This window comes from Rudaea sp., from assembly GCF_036383415.1.
Lineage (GTDB): Bacteria > Pseudomonadota > Gammaproteobacteria > Xanthomonadales > Rhodanobacteraceae > Rudaea.
Map to the genome: position 1 here is coordinate 23,040 of NZ_DASVOK010000322.1, position 14,581 is coordinate 37,620.

At 65.3% G+C, this 14,581-nt stretch carries 17 protein-coding genes; 8 read left to right on the top strand and 9 right to left on the bottom strand.

Going from position 1 to position 14,581, the window contains the following annotated elements:
* Positions 1-513: a GNAT family N-acetyltransferase gene (locus VF497_RS12180; RefSeq protein ID WP_330889057.1), complete on the top strand. Its 513-nt coding sequence runs from the start codon at positions 1-3 to the stop codon at positions 511-513.
* Here the strand turns inward: VF497_RS12180 and VF497_RS12185 are convergent.
* From VF497_RS12185 to VF497_RS12215, 7 genes are all read right to left on the bottom strand, one after another.
* Complete coding sequence (locus tag VF497_RS12185) at positions 495-863, bottom strand: gamma-glutamylcyclotransferase family protein (protein ID WP_330889058.1); 369 nt, start codon at positions 861-863, stop codon at positions 495-497. The two genes, VF497_RS12180 and VF497_RS12185, sit on opposite strands and share 19 nt — an antisense overlap.
* Before the next feature lie 16 nt (positions 864-879).
* Positions 880-2,415 (bottom strand): DHA2 family efflux MFS transporter permease subunit, encoded by a 1,536-nt coding sequence (locus VF497_RS12190; RefSeq protein ID WP_330889059.1) that lies wholly within the window; start codon positions 2,413-2,415, stop codon positions 880-882.
* Between the two features lie 36 nt (positions 2,416-2,451).
* Positions 2,452-3,645, bottom strand: coding sequence for an HlyD family efflux transporter periplasmic adaptor subunit (locus tag VF497_RS12195; RefSeq protein WP_330889061.1), 1,194 nt, complete (start codon positions 3,643-3,645; stop codon positions 2,452-2,454).
* A 35-nt stretch (positions 3,646-3,680) separates the two neighbouring features.
* Positions 3,681-5,162 (bottom strand): efflux transporter outer membrane subunit, encoded by a 1,482-nt coding sequence (locus VF497_RS12200; RefSeq protein WP_330889063.1) that lies wholly within the window; start codon positions 5,160-5,162, stop codon positions 3,681-3,683.
* Positions 5,159-5,620 (bottom strand): MarR family transcriptional regulator, encoded by a 462-nt coding sequence (locus tag VF497_RS12205; protein WP_330889065.1) that lies wholly within the window; start codon positions 5,618-5,620, stop codon positions 5,159-5,161. Before VF497_RS12205 ends, VF497_RS12200 begins: the two co-directional genes overlap by 4 nt.
* Positions 5,621-5,792: 172 nt before the next feature.
* Positions 5,793-6,449, bottom strand: coding sequence for a phasin family protein (locus VF497_RS12210; RefSeq protein ID WP_330889067.1), 657 nt, complete (start codon positions 6,447-6,449; stop codon positions 5,793-5,795).
* A 111-nt stretch (positions 6,450-6,560) separates the two neighbouring features.
* Positions 6,561-6,836 (bottom strand): polyhydroxyalkanoic acid system family protein, encoded by a 276-nt coding sequence (locus tag VF497_RS12215; RefSeq protein ID WP_330889069.1) that lies wholly within the window; start codon positions 6,834-6,836, stop codon positions 6,561-6,563.
* A gap of 82 nt (positions 6,837-6,918) precedes the next feature.
* On the opposite strand from VF497_RS12215, the gene VF497_RS12220 reads away from it, so the two are divergent.
* Genes VF497_RS12220 through VF497_RS12240 form a run of 5 tightly spaced genes read left to right on the top strand, consistent with a single transcriptional unit; the run spans position 6,919 to position 11,324 of the window.
* Entirely contained in the window at positions 6,919-7,776 is an 858-nt protein-coding gene (locus VF497_RS12220) for an FHA domain-containing protein (RefSeq protein WP_330889071.1), read from the top strand.
* Between the two features lie 25 nt (positions 7,777-7,801).
* Positions 7,802-8,425 (top strand): paraquat-inducible protein A, encoded by a 624-nt coding sequence (locus VF497_RS12225; RefSeq protein WP_330889073.1) that lies wholly within the window; start codon positions 7,802-7,804, stop codon positions 8,423-8,425.
* Positions 8,422-9,030, top strand: coding sequence for a paraquat-inducible protein A (locus tag VF497_RS12230; protein WP_330889075.1), 609 nt, complete (start codon positions 8,422-8,424; stop codon positions 9,028-9,030). Before VF497_RS12225 ends, VF497_RS12230 begins: the two co-directional genes overlap by 4 nt.
* Before the next feature lie 6 nt (positions 9,031-9,036).
* Entirely contained in the window at positions 9,037-10,707 is a 1,671-nt protein-coding gene (locus VF497_RS12235) for an intermembrane transport protein PqiB (protein WP_330889078.1), read from the top strand.
* Complete coding sequence (locus VF497_RS12240; protein ID WP_330889080.1) at positions 10,704-11,324, top strand: PqiC family protein; 621 nt, start codon at positions 10,704-10,706, stop codon at positions 11,322-11,324. The genes VF497_RS12235 and VF497_RS12240 overlap by 4 nt, the downstream gene beginning before the upstream one ends.
* On the opposite strand, the gene VF497_RS12245 is transcribed toward VF497_RS12240, so the two are convergent.
* Both VF497_RS12245 and msrP read right to left on the bottom strand, forming a co-directional pair.
* Positions 11,257-11,907, bottom strand: a complete 651-nt coding sequence (locus VF497_RS12245) for a protein-methionine-sulfoxide reductase heme-binding subunit MsrQ (RefSeq protein ID WP_330889082.1) — start codon at positions 11,905-11,907, stop codon at positions 11,257-11,259. The two genes, VF497_RS12240 and VF497_RS12245, sit on opposite strands and share 68 nt — an antisense overlap.
* A 2-nt stretch (positions 11,908-11,909) precedes the next feature.
* Positions 11,910-12,899: a protein-methionine-sulfoxide reductase catalytic subunit MsrP gene (gene msrP / locus VF497_RS12250; RefSeq protein ID WP_330889084.1), complete on the bottom strand. Its 990-nt coding sequence runs from the start codon at positions 12,897-12,899 to the stop codon at positions 11,910-11,912.
* 162 nt (positions 12,900-13,061) lie between these two features.
* Here msrP and cmk point away from each other — a divergent pair, with 162 nt between their 5' ends.
* Both cmk and VF497_RS12260 read left to right on the top strand, forming a co-directional pair.
* A complete protein-coding gene (gene cmk / locus VF497_RS12255) occupies positions 13,062-13,751 on the top strand; it encodes a (d)CMP kinase (RefSeq protein WP_330889086.1) in 690 nt (229 codons plus the stop codon).
* A gap of 210 nt (positions 13,752-13,961) precedes the next feature.
* Positions 13,962-14,581 (top strand): S1 RNA-binding domain-containing protein (locus VF497_RS12260; RefSeq protein WP_330889088.1); only part of this gene is annotated, 620 nt, incomplete at its 3' end.

Genomic DNA, 14,581 nt, shown 5'->3' on the forward strand with positions numbered 1-14,581 from the left:
ATGATAGTTCTGGAAACCCACCGCCTCGTCCTGCGCCGCCTCGAAGAGCGCGACGCGGAATTCGTTTTCACCTTGGTCAACGATCCGGCGTGGCTGCAATTCATCGGCGACAAGGGCGTGCGCACGCGCGACGACGCGCGCGCCTACCTGCGCAATGGGCCGTTGGCGATGTACGCGCAGCACGGCCATGGCCTGTACTGCGTCGAGTTGAAAGCGAGCGGCGAGGCTATCGGCATGTGCGGCCTGATCAAGCGCGACACGCTGCCCGACGTCGATCTCGGCTATGCCTTCCTGCCGCAAGCGCGCGGCGGCGGCTACGCCTACGAAGCCGCATCGGCGACGATGACGTATGCGCGCGAGACGCTCAACATGCAGCGCGTTCTGGCTATCGTTTCGCCGGGCAACGCCAGTTCGATTGCGTTGCTCGAGAAACTCGGCTTCCGTTTCGAGAAGTCGCTGCGATTGCCGCCGAAGGAAGATCAGGAGACCTTGCTCTACGCGATTGGAGACTGATCGTTCTGAGGGGGAATGCTGTTGTTGCTCAATGCATAGACGTAAGCGTCCACTCGCGTGCCATCCTCAAGCGTGGCGGTGGCGAGGACGCGCACATAGCCGTCGCCCTCGAACTCGTCCAAACGGGACCAGTGCGCGGGCAGCGCTTCCGAGCTGAATACCAATCCACGGACTTCCTCGCCGCATTCGTCGAGGACGATGCCCGGGTAGCCGATCGCCGCGCCCCAGCCTTGCGCGTGCAGCGTGCCCTTGACCGTCGCCGGCTCCCAGCGCCCAGGCAGCCCGGCCAGGATGTGCTCATTGGGCTGTCCTGGCGCGAGGGTTCCGTAAACGAACAGACGATGGCTCATGAGCATTGGTCGTATGTCAGTGCGCGCCCGCACCACCGCCCTTGGCCGAGAACGGCGGTCGCGCCAGCCAGATCACGATGATCAACGAGAGGAACAGGAAGCCGAGCAGGTGGAACAGCTCGTTGAACGAGATCTGGTAGGACTGCGAATCGAGCATGCGTTCGAGGACGCGGTACCCGACCGCGTCGTTGCCGCGGCCGAGCGTGGCGACGGCCTGCTGCGTCTCGGTGTCGAACGGCGTCAAGTGCTCGGCGAGCTGGGCGTGGTGCACGATCGCGCGATGCTGCCACATGAAGTTCGTGATCGACGCCGAAAAGCTCGCGCCTAGCGTGCGCACGAACGTGGCCAGGCCGGTGCCGGCGGCGATCTCGTTCGGCTTCAGGTCGGAGAGCATGATCTGGGTGAGCGGCATGAAGAAGAAGGCGACGCCGAGACCCTGGATGAACTGCGCCATCGCGACATTGTGGAAATCGATGTCGAGATAGAAGCCCGAGCGGATGAAGCTCGTCATGCCCATGATCAGGAAGGCGAGCGAGGCGACGAAGCGCAGGTCGAAGCGGTTGATGTAGCGGCCGATGAAAGGCGTCAGCAGGATCGGCAGGATGCCGATCGGCGCGGCGGCGAAACCGGCCCAGGTCGCGGTGTAGCCGAGGTAGCGCTGCAACCACTGCGGCACGAGCACGTTGATCGAGAAGAACGCGGCGTAGCCGAGCGTGACCGCGAGCGTGCCTGCGGCGAAGTTGCGGTGGCGGAACAGGCGCAGGTTGACGATCGGTTCGCGGTCGGTCAGTTCCCAGATCAGGAAGATCGCGAGCGAAACCGCCGAGACCAACGACATGACGATGATGAAACTCGACTGGAACCAGTCCTCGTCGTTGCCTTTGTCGAGCACGATCTGCAATGCGCCGACGCCGATGACGAGCGTGGCGAGGCCGACGTAATCCATCTTCGGCCGCACGGTTTGATCGACGCGCGCGCGCATCTGCGCGTAGACGATCAGCGCGGCGAAGATGCCGACCGGCACGTTGACGAAAAAGATCCACGGCCAGGAATAGCTGTCGGTGATCCAGCCGCCGAGGATGGGGCCGGCGATCGGCGCGACGATCGTGACCATGACCAGCAGCGCGAGCGCTTGCGGGCGCTTCTCCGGCGGATAGATCGACAGCAGCAGGCTCTGCGTGACCGGATACATCGGTCCCGCGACCGCACCCTGCAGCGCACGGAACGCGATCAGCATGGTCATGCTCGGCGCGATGCCGCAGAGGAACGAGGCGACGCAGAACAGCAACGTCGCGGCCATGAACAGCTTCACTTCACCGTAGCGGCGTGTGAGCCAGCCGGTCAGCGGCAGTGCGATCGCGTTGCTCACTGCGAACGAGGTGATGACCCAGGTCGCCTGATCCGCGCTCGCGCCGAGGTTGCCGGCGATCGTCGGCAGCGACACGTTGGCGATCGTCGTGTCGAGCACCTGCATGAAGGTGGCGAGCGACAGGCCGAGCGTGGTCAGACCCGGATTCGCCGGGCGGAACGGCAGGGGATTGGGGGTGGCCATTGTTTGGAAAGGGGCTTCGTTCGCCGTGGGGCGTTCTTATTTCGCCGCAACGTCCGCGCCATCGCGCGCAGCGTTGTCGTGAATGATGCGATCGATGTCGGCTTGCGCGCCCTGCATCTGTCCTTGGTAGACGTCGGTCGTGAACGCCGGTTCCTTCGGCGACTGCTGCGCGAGCGCGGGGCCGCTCTGGTCGTGCAGGTTGACGTCGACCGCCATCGACAGGCCGATGCGCAGCGGATTCTTGTCGAGCTCCTTCGCGTCGAGTTCGATGCGCACGGGGATGCGCTGCACGATCTTGATCCAGTTGCCGGTCGCGTTCTGCGCGGGCAGCAGCGAGAACGCGCTACCCGTGCCAACACCGAGACTTTGAACTTTGCCCTTGAACTCGACCTTGGAACCGTAGAGGTCGGACTTCAGCGTGACCGGCTGGCCGATGCGCATGTGGGCGAGCTGGGTCTCCTTGAAGTTCGCGTCGACCCAGACCTGATTGAGCGGCACCACGGCCATCAGCGGCGCGCCGGGCTGCAGGCGCTGGCCAACCTGCACGCTGCGCTTGGCGACGTAGCCGTCGACCGGCGCGTAGATCTTCGAGCGCGCGTCGTTGAGATAGGCCGTGCGCAGCGCGGCGGCGGCGGCGAGCACGTCGGGGTGCTTGACGATCACGGTCTCGTCGACGAGAGCCTTGGTCGTGCTCAACTGCTGCTGGGTCGAAGCAAGCTGGCTCTCGGCGGCGGCGAGCGCATCGCGTGCATGCGCGAGTTCCTCGGCCGAGATCGCGCCGGAGGCGACGAGGCCTTGGCGGCGCGCATAGTCGGCACGCGCGCGGTCGAGCGATACCTTCTGCGCGGCGACGACGGCCTGGCCGCTTTCGACGTTGCTGTACAGGCCGCGCACCTGGCGCACGCTGCGCGCGAGTTGCGCTTCGGCCTGCTGCAACGCGATGCGTGCATCGCTGCCGTCGATCTCGACGAGCACGTCGCCCTTATGCACGAGGTTGCCGTCGTCGGCATTGATCCTGACTACGGTGCCGGCAACCTGCGGCGTGATCTGCACGACGTTGCCGTTGACGTAGGCGTCGTCGGTGCCTTCGTACCAACGGCCGATCGTGTAGTACCAGATGCCGAAGCCGATCGCGCCGATGACGACGATCAGGAAGACGAGGCGCAGCAGCAGTTTGCGTTTGCCGTTAGTCGGCGCGGCGGTTTCAGAGGTGGGGTTCGGGGTGCTCATTGCGTGAGTCTCGGGGAATGGGGGAGTTCGTTGGATTACGGCGCGACTGCGGCAACCGGCGGCACGTCGCCGCTCGCGTCGAAACCGCCGCCGAGCGCCTGCACGAGGCGCACCGAGGTGTCGACCTGCTGCGCGGCGAGCGCGGCGGCGCGCTGTTCGGCGACGAGCAGTTGCTGCTGCACGCTCAGCGTGTCGAGGTAGCTGCCGATGCCGGCCTTGTAGCGCTGCTGGGAAAGGTCGTACGCGCTGCGTGCCGCATCGACCGCGCGTTGCTGCGCGGCGATCTGCGTCTGCAGCGAGCCGAGGTTGGCGAGCTTGTCGGCGACATCGTTGACCGCACCGACGAGGGTCGAGTTGTAGTGCGCGACGGCGAGGTCATAGCCGGCGTCGGCATTGTTGAGATCGGCGCGGCGACGGCCGCCGTCGAAGATCGGCAGGCTGATCGCCGGCTGCACCATGGTGAAGCGCGCAGGCAGCGAGAGCAGGTTGTCGAACGAGGACGAGGTCAGGCCGGCGAACGCGGACAGGCCGATGTTCGGCAGGAACTCGGTCTTCACCGCGGCGATGCTTTTCGTCGCCGCTTCGACGCGCCAGCGCGCGGCGACGAGGTCGGCGCGGCGGCCGATTAGGTCGGCAGTCAGGTTCGGCGGCAGCGCGAGCGCGGCGAGCTGCAGCGACTTCGGGTGGGCGATATCGAGGCCGCGGTCCGGGCCCTTGCCGAGCAGTACGGCGAGCGCGATGCGCGCGGCATCGATCGCGTCGTCGGCAACGGCGACCTGCTGTTCGGCACTCGCGACTTCGGCTTCGGCCTGCTTGATCTGCAGGCGGTTGTCGATGCCCGCCGCGACGCGCTGCTTGACCAGCGCATGCGAGGCGTTCGCACGCTTGAGCTGCGCATCGGCGACATCCTTCTCTGCGAAGACATAGCCGAGCTGCACGTAGGCGCGCGCGACATTGACCGACAGCGTGAGGCGTGCGGCGTGCGCATCGATTTCGGCGGCACGCGCCTGGCCGAGCGCAGCTTCCCAGGCAGCGCGCTTGCCGCCCCAGAGGTCGAGGCTCCAGTTGAAGCTCGCATAGACGGCGGGGTAGGTGCCGAACGAGCCGCCGACCGGCGCGGGCACAGCCGTGGTCGGCAGATAGACACCGGCGACGCTGCCGGCGGCGTTGACCGTCGGCAGGCGCTTGGCGTTCTGCGCATCGACCTGGCTTTGCGCTTCCTTCGCGCGCGCGTCAGCGCTGGCGAGGTCGGGGTTGTCCTTGAGCGCTTCGGCGATCAGCGTGTCGAGCTGCGCGTCGCCGAGCTGCGTCCACCAGTCGGACGTGGGCCAGGCTGCCGGCGTCGTCTTGATTTTGGCGAAGCTGCGCTCGCTGTGCAGCGTGGCGGGGTCCGTCACCACGCCATCGGTGTGCAGCCCGCTGCTGGCGCAGCCGGCCAGCGCAATGGCCGCGGCGAGCAGGAGAGAAGAGGGGGCAAGGTTGCGCATGGCGCGGTCCTTTTCGCGGGTGGGCTTCATGGGGTTTCGTCGAGGGTGTCGCGCACGCGCTTGAGCAGATCGAACAGCTTGGCGCGGTCAGTGGCTTTGAGGTCACGCAGGGCCAGGTCTTGGGCGTGCTCGATGAACTGGCTCATCTTGCGCCACAGCTCCTTGCCGGCCGGCGTGAGTTCGATCGTCAGCGCGCGGCGGTCCTGCGCGTGCGGCTTGCGCTCGACGTAGCCCTTGTCTTCGAGCTGATCGAGCAGACGGGTCATCGCGCCGGCGTTGTGGTCGAGGTAGCGCGCCAGGTCGCCCGGCATCTGCGGGCCGTTCTTGGCGATGATCTTCACGACCAGGTGCTGGCTGTAGTTGATGGCCACGCCGCTGTCGACGAGTTGACGTTCGATTTGATGCAGGAGGCCGTCGCGAATCTGGCGGATCAGCATCGGGAAGCTGGAATCGTCGCGTATGCCGCAAAGGGAAGGTGTCTTTTGCATGCGGCAATAATATTGCCTAGACAATGATTGTCAAGGCAATTACATACTATTAAGTTTATTCAATATGACAGGCGTGTGGCGGGCGCCTGGCGCATCGTGTTTTCCGCCGTGCAAAAAACGGAACCCCCGGCATGACCGGGGGTTCTTCATCAGCGCGAGAGAGGCGGGACGATTATTTCTTCTTGGTGGCCTTCTTCGCCACCTTCTTCACGGCTTTCTTCGCCGCGGCCTTCCGTGCCGACTTGGCCGCCGGGGTCACCGCGTCGGCCAGGCGCGCGACTTGGCGCTGCACGGTCTGCTTCGCCGCGAGCTGGGCGTCCTCGATGTCCTTGACCAGATCGCCGAAGTCGTCGCGCGCGCGTTTGACCTTGTTGGTCAGCGCTTCGGCGAGGCCGGCCTTCTTCGCTGCCGGATTGAGCTTGATGACCTGGCCGTTCAATTCGTCGACGCGCTTGAGCAGCTCGTCGAGATCCTTGCGCCCGGGTACGCCGAGCTTGCCGAGCGCGCGCGAGACCCGCGACTCGAACACCTGCTCGAGGCGATCCCAGGTTTCCTGGGTGCGCTCGCGTACCTGGCTGACGCCGGTTTCGACCGCGCCGCGCACCTCGTCGACCTTGCCGGTGGCGATCTTGCGCGTGGCGGCTTCGAGGCTCAGCCCTTCCTTGACCAGGTTTTCGAACAGTTTGGTGCCATCTTCGCGCGCCTTGGTGAACGCGCCGAGGCCGGCGAGCCAGATCTGCTGTGCGGATTCCATGATCGACTTGTTCGCCGCCGCGCTGTCGCTCGCCGCGGCCTTGGTCCTGGATTTGAGTTTCGGTTTGCCAGCCATCGTCTTCCTCCCGGTTCGAATTCGAGGACGCGGATGCGTCGTCATGGGGTCAATCTATGGGCGCAGCCTAGAATATTCACACTATGCGCGCCGTGCGGAAATCGTTGTTCGTCAGGCCAGGCCCTTGTCGAGATGGCCCTGGATCTCCTTCTCGATCATCGGCTTCAGCGCGCCGAGCAGGAAGCCGAGTTCGGCGGTGACGCGCACTTCCTTGTCGGTCACATGGATCTTGCCGCTGGCGCCGGGCCGCTCGAAAAGCAGCGTGTCGCCATCCCATTCGCTTTCGATGCCGAATTTCTTGCCGATCGCGGCCGCGGTCTTCTTGACGGCGGCCTTCGCCTCCTTCAGCGAGTGCTGATGTTTGCGGCGGATATCGATGCTGGCCATGGTGCTTCATCCTCGTTCGTTCAGGGCCGATATGCGGAGCCGTATGCTACATTGTGTACAAACGAGCGGGACACAATTGAGCATGCGTATTTCCTTCCCGGGCAAGGAGCAGGACGACACCTTGGTCGGTCCTGGCGAGACCCGAATCGGCGCGGCAGCCGACAATAACATCGTTGTCGGTGGCAGTGGCGTCGCGCCGCATCATCTGCGCCTGAGGCTCGGCGAGCGCGGCATCGAACTGGTCGTGCTCGATGCGCAGGCGCGCACCCACGTGAACACGAGGCCGGTGCGCGAGAAGGCAATCCTGCGGCTCGGCGACATGATCAGTCTCGGCAGCGTGGCTATCGTGCTCAAGCCCGATCGCGACGCCGATATCCGCAACGAAATTCCGCCGCCGTCGGCGCCCGCCGCAGCGACCGGTTTGCCGCCGCGAGTGCTGCTGCGTGGCCTGTCGGGAGTGCGCTTCGGCAAGATCGTGCCGGTGCGCGGTCGCCTCGTCGTCGGCAAGGATGCGCAGGCCGACCTCGACCTCGACGAATCCGGCCTCGCCGCGCGGCATGCGGCAGTCGAGTTTGCGGACGAGACCATCGTGCTGCGCGATCTCGGCGCCGGCGGCACCACCTACGTCAACGGCGTCGGCGTACGCGACGCGATCCTGTGCGCAGGCGACCAGATCTGCTTCGGCCGCGACCGTTTTCTGGTCGAGGCGCCGGGCCTGCCGCAACGCGCCGTGTACGGAACGCCGCCGGCCTGGGTTGCGAGCACCGACCCGACGATCACGCAGACGATGCGGGCGATTCCGCTGCCCGACGAGGCTGCCGTTGCCAATTCGGCTACGGCGCAGGACGACAACGGTGGCAAGAACGACATCTGGTGGCTGATCGCCGCCGCCGCGGTGATCGCCGCAGGCCTCGCTCTGTTGTTCCTCGGGGTCATCTGACTTCGCGCGAAGCGCACGCCAGGCGATGACGCATCCCGAACTCGTCATCTGCGAATACTGCGATTCGGTCTGGCGCCGCAGCGAACTGGACGACGACGAGATCGCGCGTTGCGGACGCTGCCGCGCCGTACTCTATCGCGCCAGCCGGCTCGACCTCGATCAGTTGCTCGCGCTGACTCTTGCCGCGGCGATCGTGTTCGTCATCGCCAACGTGTCGCCGGTGATCCGCATCGCGGTGAGCGGCATGCACAACGAGGCTAACCTGCTGCAGTCGATCGCGGCGCTGTCGCGCGGTTCGGGGCTGATCGTCGGTCTCGTCGCGGCGGCGACGCTGTTCGTCGTGCCGCTGCTGCAGATCGTCCTGCTCGGTTGGGTGCTCGTGTTCGCGCGCGCGCGCCGGCGCGCGCCAGGCTTCGCCTTCGCGATGCGCTGGCTGCACCGGATCCGGCCGTGGAGCATGACCGAGGTGTTCCTGCTCGGCGTGCTCGTCGCGATCGTGAAGCTGTCCGGCATGCTCAGCGTGATCGCCGGGCCGGGCACATACGCGACGGTGATCCTGACCGGGCTGATCACGCTGATCGCCAAGCGCGATGTGCGCACGCTGTGGGACCGGCTGCCCGCCGACGAAGCCGTGGTGTTCGGCGAATGACCACCGCACCGCGCGCTCGCGAACTCGGCCTCACCGGTTGCCATACCTGTGGTCTGGTCTGCGCGATCGAGCACGCGCAATGCCCGCGCTGCGGTTCGCATCTGCATCCGCGCAAGCCCGATTCGCTCGCGCGCAGTTGGGCCTTCCTGATCGCCGCGCTGATCCTCTACATCCCGTCGAACGTGTTGCCGGTCATGTACACGAGCATGCTCGGCCGCGGCGAGGCGAGCACGATCCTGCACGGTGTGGTCGAGTTCTGGAAATCGGGCTCGTGGGACATTGCGCTGCTGATCTTCATTGCCAGCGTCGCCGTGCCGTCGACAAAATTCCTTGTGCTGGCCACGCTGCTCGTGAGCGCGCGGCGGCAAAGTTCGTGGGCGCGGCTGCAGCGCGCACGCTTGTACCGATTCATCGAACTGATAGGCTACTGGTCGATGCTCGACGTGGTCGTGGTCGCGCTGGTTTGCGCGCTGGTCCAGTTCCACCTGCTCGGTACGGCCGAGCCGCGTGCCGGCATCGTGTTCTTCGGCCTTGTCGTCGTGCTGACCATGTTCGCGGCGATGAGCTTCGATCCACGTCTGATCTGGGATGGCGATGAAGAGTAGTACGCAATGAGCGACGAGGACTCCACGCCGCCCGCCACACCGCCGCCGGTGAGCGTGACCCGGCGCCGACGCTGGAGCGCGGGCCTGATCTGGCTTGTGCCGGCGGTCGCCGCGCTGATCGGCATCGGCATGGTTATCCACAACTGGGCCTCCGAGGGGCCGGTGATCGAGATTTCGTTCATCACCGCCGAGGGGCTGGAAGCGGGCAAGACCCAGGTCAAATACAAGGAAGTCGTCATCGGCCTGGTCGATTCGATCCGACTCGCCGGCGACAATACGCACGTCGTCGTGCGCGTGAACCTGAGCAAGGACGCCGCCGGCTTCGCCACCGCCGACGCACGCTACTGGGTCGTGCGCCCGCGTTTCGGCACGAGCGGCGTGTCGGGCATCGGCACTCTGTTGTCGGGTGCGTACATCGGTGCCGACAACGGCGAGTCGCACGAGGTGAAGAAGCGTTTCGTCGGCCTCGAGCGTCCGCCCGCGGTGATCCACGGCTCACCGGGCAAACGCTTCAGCCTGGCAGCGAGCGACATCGGCTCGCTCGACGTCGGTTCGCCCGTGTACTATCGACGCATCCAGGTCGGTCGCCTCGCGTCCTACGAGCTCGACAAGGACGGCCGGCAGATGCACGTGGACATCTTCGTCGACGCGCCTTACGACCGCTTCGTCACCGTGTCCTCGCGCTTCTGGAACGCGAGCGGGGTCGACCTCAACCTCGATGCGAGCGGGCTCAAGCTCAACACGCAATCGCTGGCGACCGTGGTTGCCGGTGGCATCGCGTTCCAGACGCCGCCGGGTCCGCGCGATGCGACGTTGGCCGCCGAAGGCGCGCAGTTCACCCTGTTCGACGACATACAGACTGCGTTCGCGCCACCCGACGGCGAGCCGGACTATATGCAGATGCGCTTCGAGCAATCGCTGCGCGGATTGAGCGTCGGATCGCAAGTCGATTTCCGCGGCATCATCGTTGGCAAGGTGGTGTCGATCCAGCTCGACTACGACGTGGACAAGCAGGGCTTCCCGCTGATCGTCGGCGTAGTGATCTATCCGCAACGCTTCGGCCGCGCCGGCGAAAAGATTGCGCAGCTCGCGCCGATGGGCAACGACGAGAACATGCGCCTGGCGCACCTGATCGAGCCGATGGTGGCGCGTGGCCTGCGCGCGCAAGCGCGCACCGGCAATCTGTTGACCGGCCAGCTCTACATCGCGCTCGATTTCCTGCCGAACGCACCGAAGGTCGCATTCGATCCCGCGGCGCGGCCCGTGGAACTGCCGACCACGCCGGGCAGTTTCGATCGCCTGCAGGAGCAGATGACCGGCCTCGTCAACAAGATCGACAGGATTCCGCTCGAGGCGATCGGCAAGCGCCTCGACAGCACGATCGCCCAGCTCGACAAGATCCTGCGCCAGGTCAACGAGGCGACCCTGCCGCAATTCAACGCCACGCTCGCCGGCGCGCAGGGCACGTTCGGCAGCGCACAGAAGGCGATCGCGACCGACGCGCCGCTGCAGCAGAACCTCGCGCAGACGCTGGCCGAAATGCAGCGCGCCGCGCGCTCGCTGCGCGTACTGACCGACTATCTCGGCATCCACCCCGAATCGCTGCTGCGCGGCAAGCCGGCCGATCCCGCGCCGCGTGCCGCGCCCGAGCAGGACGTCAAAGGAAACAAGCCATGATGCCGAGTCTCGCAACGGGTCTGCGCACACTTGCGGCATGCGCAGCGCTGCTGCTCGGCGCCTGCACCAGCAGTGTGCCGACCCGCTATCACAGCCTGCTCGACGCTTCCGCCGAGGCGATCGCGGCGGCTTCGCCAGCGTCGTTCCTGATCGACGTGCAGCCGGTGGGCATCCCCGCGCAGGTCGACAGGCCGCAACTTGTCGTGCGCGACGGCGGCGACGTGTTGCCGCTGGAGCAGGAGCGCTGGATCGCACCGCTCGCCGACGAGGTGCGCGCCGCGTTGTCCGCCGATCTTTCGCGCGAGCTGGCGACGACCGATGTCGCCGGCCAGCCGCGGCCGCCCGATGCGCGCGTGCTCGGCATCAAGGTCGAACTGCGGCGTTTCGAATCCGTGCCCGGCGCCTACGCGGCGATCGATGCGGTCTGGAGCCTGAGCGTCAACGATGCGAAATCCTCGCCGCAGGTTTGCGCGAGCAGCGCGCGCGAACCCGCGGGGCAGGGCTACGACGAACTCGTGCGCGCACATCGGCTGACGCTGGCCGCGATCGCTAGTCGGATTGCGTCTGCGGCGCGGACCTACGCAGCGGCGGGGAAGGGCGTTTGTCCCGCGAATTGAGCTTCGACCACGGCACGCGCCACAGCATCAGCACGGCGAACACGGCGAAATAAAACAGCGGCTCGCGCTTGTCTGCTTTCACGAGCCAGAGAAAATGCAACAGGGCCAGCACGGCGATCGCGTAGACGAGCTTGTGCAATTGCCCCCAGCGCCGGCCGAGGCGACGCATTGCCTTCTGTGTCGAGGAGAACGCGAGCGGAAGCAGCAGCAGCCACGCCGCAAAGCCGACGGTGATGTACGGTTTCTTTGCTATCTGCTCGGTGATGTCGGCGAAATAGCTGCCGAGATCGATGAACACGAAGACGGCGATGTGCACGTTCACATAGAAGAACGCGAACAGGCCGAGCATGCGCCGGTAGCGCACCGCCTTGTTCCAGCCGGTGACGCGGCGCAGCGGCGTGATCGCGAGCGTTGCGAGCAGCAGGCGCAGGGCCCACAGACCTGTGCGGTGCTCGAGCTGTGCGACCGGGTCGGTGCCGAGATCGTTCTGGATCGTGTCCCACACCAACGCGGCGAGTGGCACCAGGCAGAGCAGAAATGCGAGCGGCTTGCTCGCGGCAATTCGGTCCTTGAAGATCGGCATGGTCAGAAGTGTTTGCGCAGATCCATGCCCGTGTACAGGCTCGCGACCTGATCGGCATAGCCGTTGAACGGTTTCGTTTCGATGCGGTTGCCGAACAGGTTGAAACCGTCGCCGGCGATGCGCCGTTCGGTGCGCTGGCTCCAGCGCGGGTGATCCACGGCCGGGTTGACGTTGGAGTAGAAGCCGTATTCACCGGGGCCGGCCAGATTCCAGGTCGTTCGCGGCATCGAATCGGTGAACTCGATCTTCACGATCGACTTGATGCCCTTGAAGCCGTACTTCCACGGCACGATCAGGCGCAGCGGCGCACCGTTCTGGTTCGGCAGTTCGCGGCCGTAGAGTCCGGTGGCGAGGAAGGCGAGCGGATGCATGGCTTCGTCGATGCGCAGGCCCTCGCGATATGGCCAGTCGAGCACGCCCGATCGCATGCCCGGCATTTCGGACGGACGGTTGACCGTGGTGAAGGCGACGTACTTGGCCTGTGCAGTCGGCTTGAAGCGCTTGAGCAGATCGGCGAGCGCAATGCCGTCCCAAGGAATCACCATCGACCAACCCTCGACGCAGCGGTGACGATAGACGCGCTCCTCCAGAGGATGCGGCTTGATAATGTCTTCGAGGGTGAACTTGCCCGTCACCTCGGCGTGGCCGGCGATTTCCACGCTCCACGGCGTTGGCTTGAAACGGCCCGAGGTGCGCGCCGGATCGCTCTTGTCGGTGCCGAATTCGTAGTAGTTGTTGTAGTGCGTCGCATCCTTGAAGCTGGTTTGCGGATCGGGCAGGGTGTATTCGCCTTTCTTCGCGATGGCCAGAGGCTTGTCGGCAGCGCTGGAATCCTCGGCGGTCGCCGCGCTCGGTGCGCTTTCCGAGCCGCAACCGGCGACGAGTCCGACCGCGCCGAGGCCGAGCGTCTTGAGTACGTTGCGGCGCTGGCGATAAATCGATTCCGGCGTGATCTCGCTGGCGCGGATGTCGGGGCGTTGACGGATAAGCATGGCGATTCCTGATTCGATGAGCCGGGCAGGCAGCATTGCTCCGGGTACGATTATTCGACCGATCGGCGCGAATTTCCTTACAGAATCGGCAATCGCGCAGGTCCGGCAACGCGAACGCCTGCGCTCGGCTAGAATGCCGCGTCTTCGCTGCCGCCTGAATCCATGCCCGCTGCGCAAACCGAGAAAATCATCCCGGTGCTTACGATCGACGGTCCTTCGGGCTCCGGCAAGGGCACGATCAGCTCACGCGTCGCCGATGCGCTTGGCTGGCATCTGCTTGATTCGGGCGCGCTGTACCGCGCGGTTGGTTTCGCGGCGAGCATGGCCGGACTGGACCTGTCCGATGCCGAGGCGGTGACGCGCTGCGCGGAGACGACGAAGATTTCCTTCCGCGATCCCAAGGACGGCGGCGAGACGCGCGTCATCGTCAACGGCGTCGATGCGACGGCCGAAATCCGCACGGAAACCTGCGGCGCGGCGGCTTCGGCGATCGCGGCGATTCCCTCGGTGCGCACGGCCCTGTTCGACAAGCAGCGTTCGTTCCGCAAGGCGCCGGGCCTGGTCGCGGACGGGCGTGACATGGGCACGGTGATCTTCGCCGACGCCGGGCACAAGGTGTTTCTGACCGCGAGTGCCGAGGAACGCGCGAAAAGGCGCTATAAACAGTTGAAAGAAAAGGGTTTGGGCGTTACACTTACAACCCTTTTGCGCGAAATCGAGGCTCGCGACGTACGCGACGCCGAGCGCGCAGTGGCGCCGCTCAAGCCGGCGACGGATGCAATCCTGATCGATTCGACCGGAATGTCGATCGACGCGGTGGTCGCAAAAGTCCTGGCGCTCGTGCGGCCTTGATCGAATTGTCTGCGCTGTCTTTTCGGCAGCGTTTGGAAGACCAGAAAACAATATGGAAGCGGCCCGACGGGCCGCGTCCGCTTTGGGCCCTCGTCGTTGTCGGCGAGGAATTGCAAACGGTACGAAGGTCGCGAGATCAACGTGCCACAACCGGTGGATCGCGCTGAATAGCCAACCCCAGGCGATCCGTACATCAACTAGAGAATCAACATGACCGAAAGTTTTGCCGAACTGTTTGAACAGAGCCAACAATCGCTGGCCAAATTGAAGCCCGGAACCATCGTCTCCGGCATCGTGGTGGAAATCCGCAACGACGTCGTCGTCGTCAACGCGGGCCTGAAGTCCGAAGGCATCGTGCCGATCGAACAATTCCGCAACGAGCAGGGCGAGTTGGAAGTGCAGGTCGGTGACGAGGTGAAGGTAGCCCTCGACGCGATCGAAGACGGCTTCGGCGAAACCCGCCTGTCGCGCGAAAAAGCCAAGCGTTCCATGGTGTGGGACGAACTCGAGGCCGCGCAGCAGGCCAATGCCACCGTGACCGGCCGCGTGTCGGGCAAGGTCAAGGGCGGCTTCACCGTGGACATCAAGGACGTGCGCGCGTTCCTGCCGGGATCGCTCGTCGACGTGCGTCCGGTGCGCGATCCGGTCTTCATCGAAGGCAAGGATCTCGAATTCAAGATCATCAAGCTCGACCGCAAGCGCAACAACGTGGTCGTGTCGCGTCGCGCGGTCGTCGAGAGCGAGCATTCCGAGGAGCGCGAGCAGATGCTCGAGCGCCTGCAGGAGAACGCGGTCGTCAAGGGCGTCGTCAAGAACCTCACCGACTACGG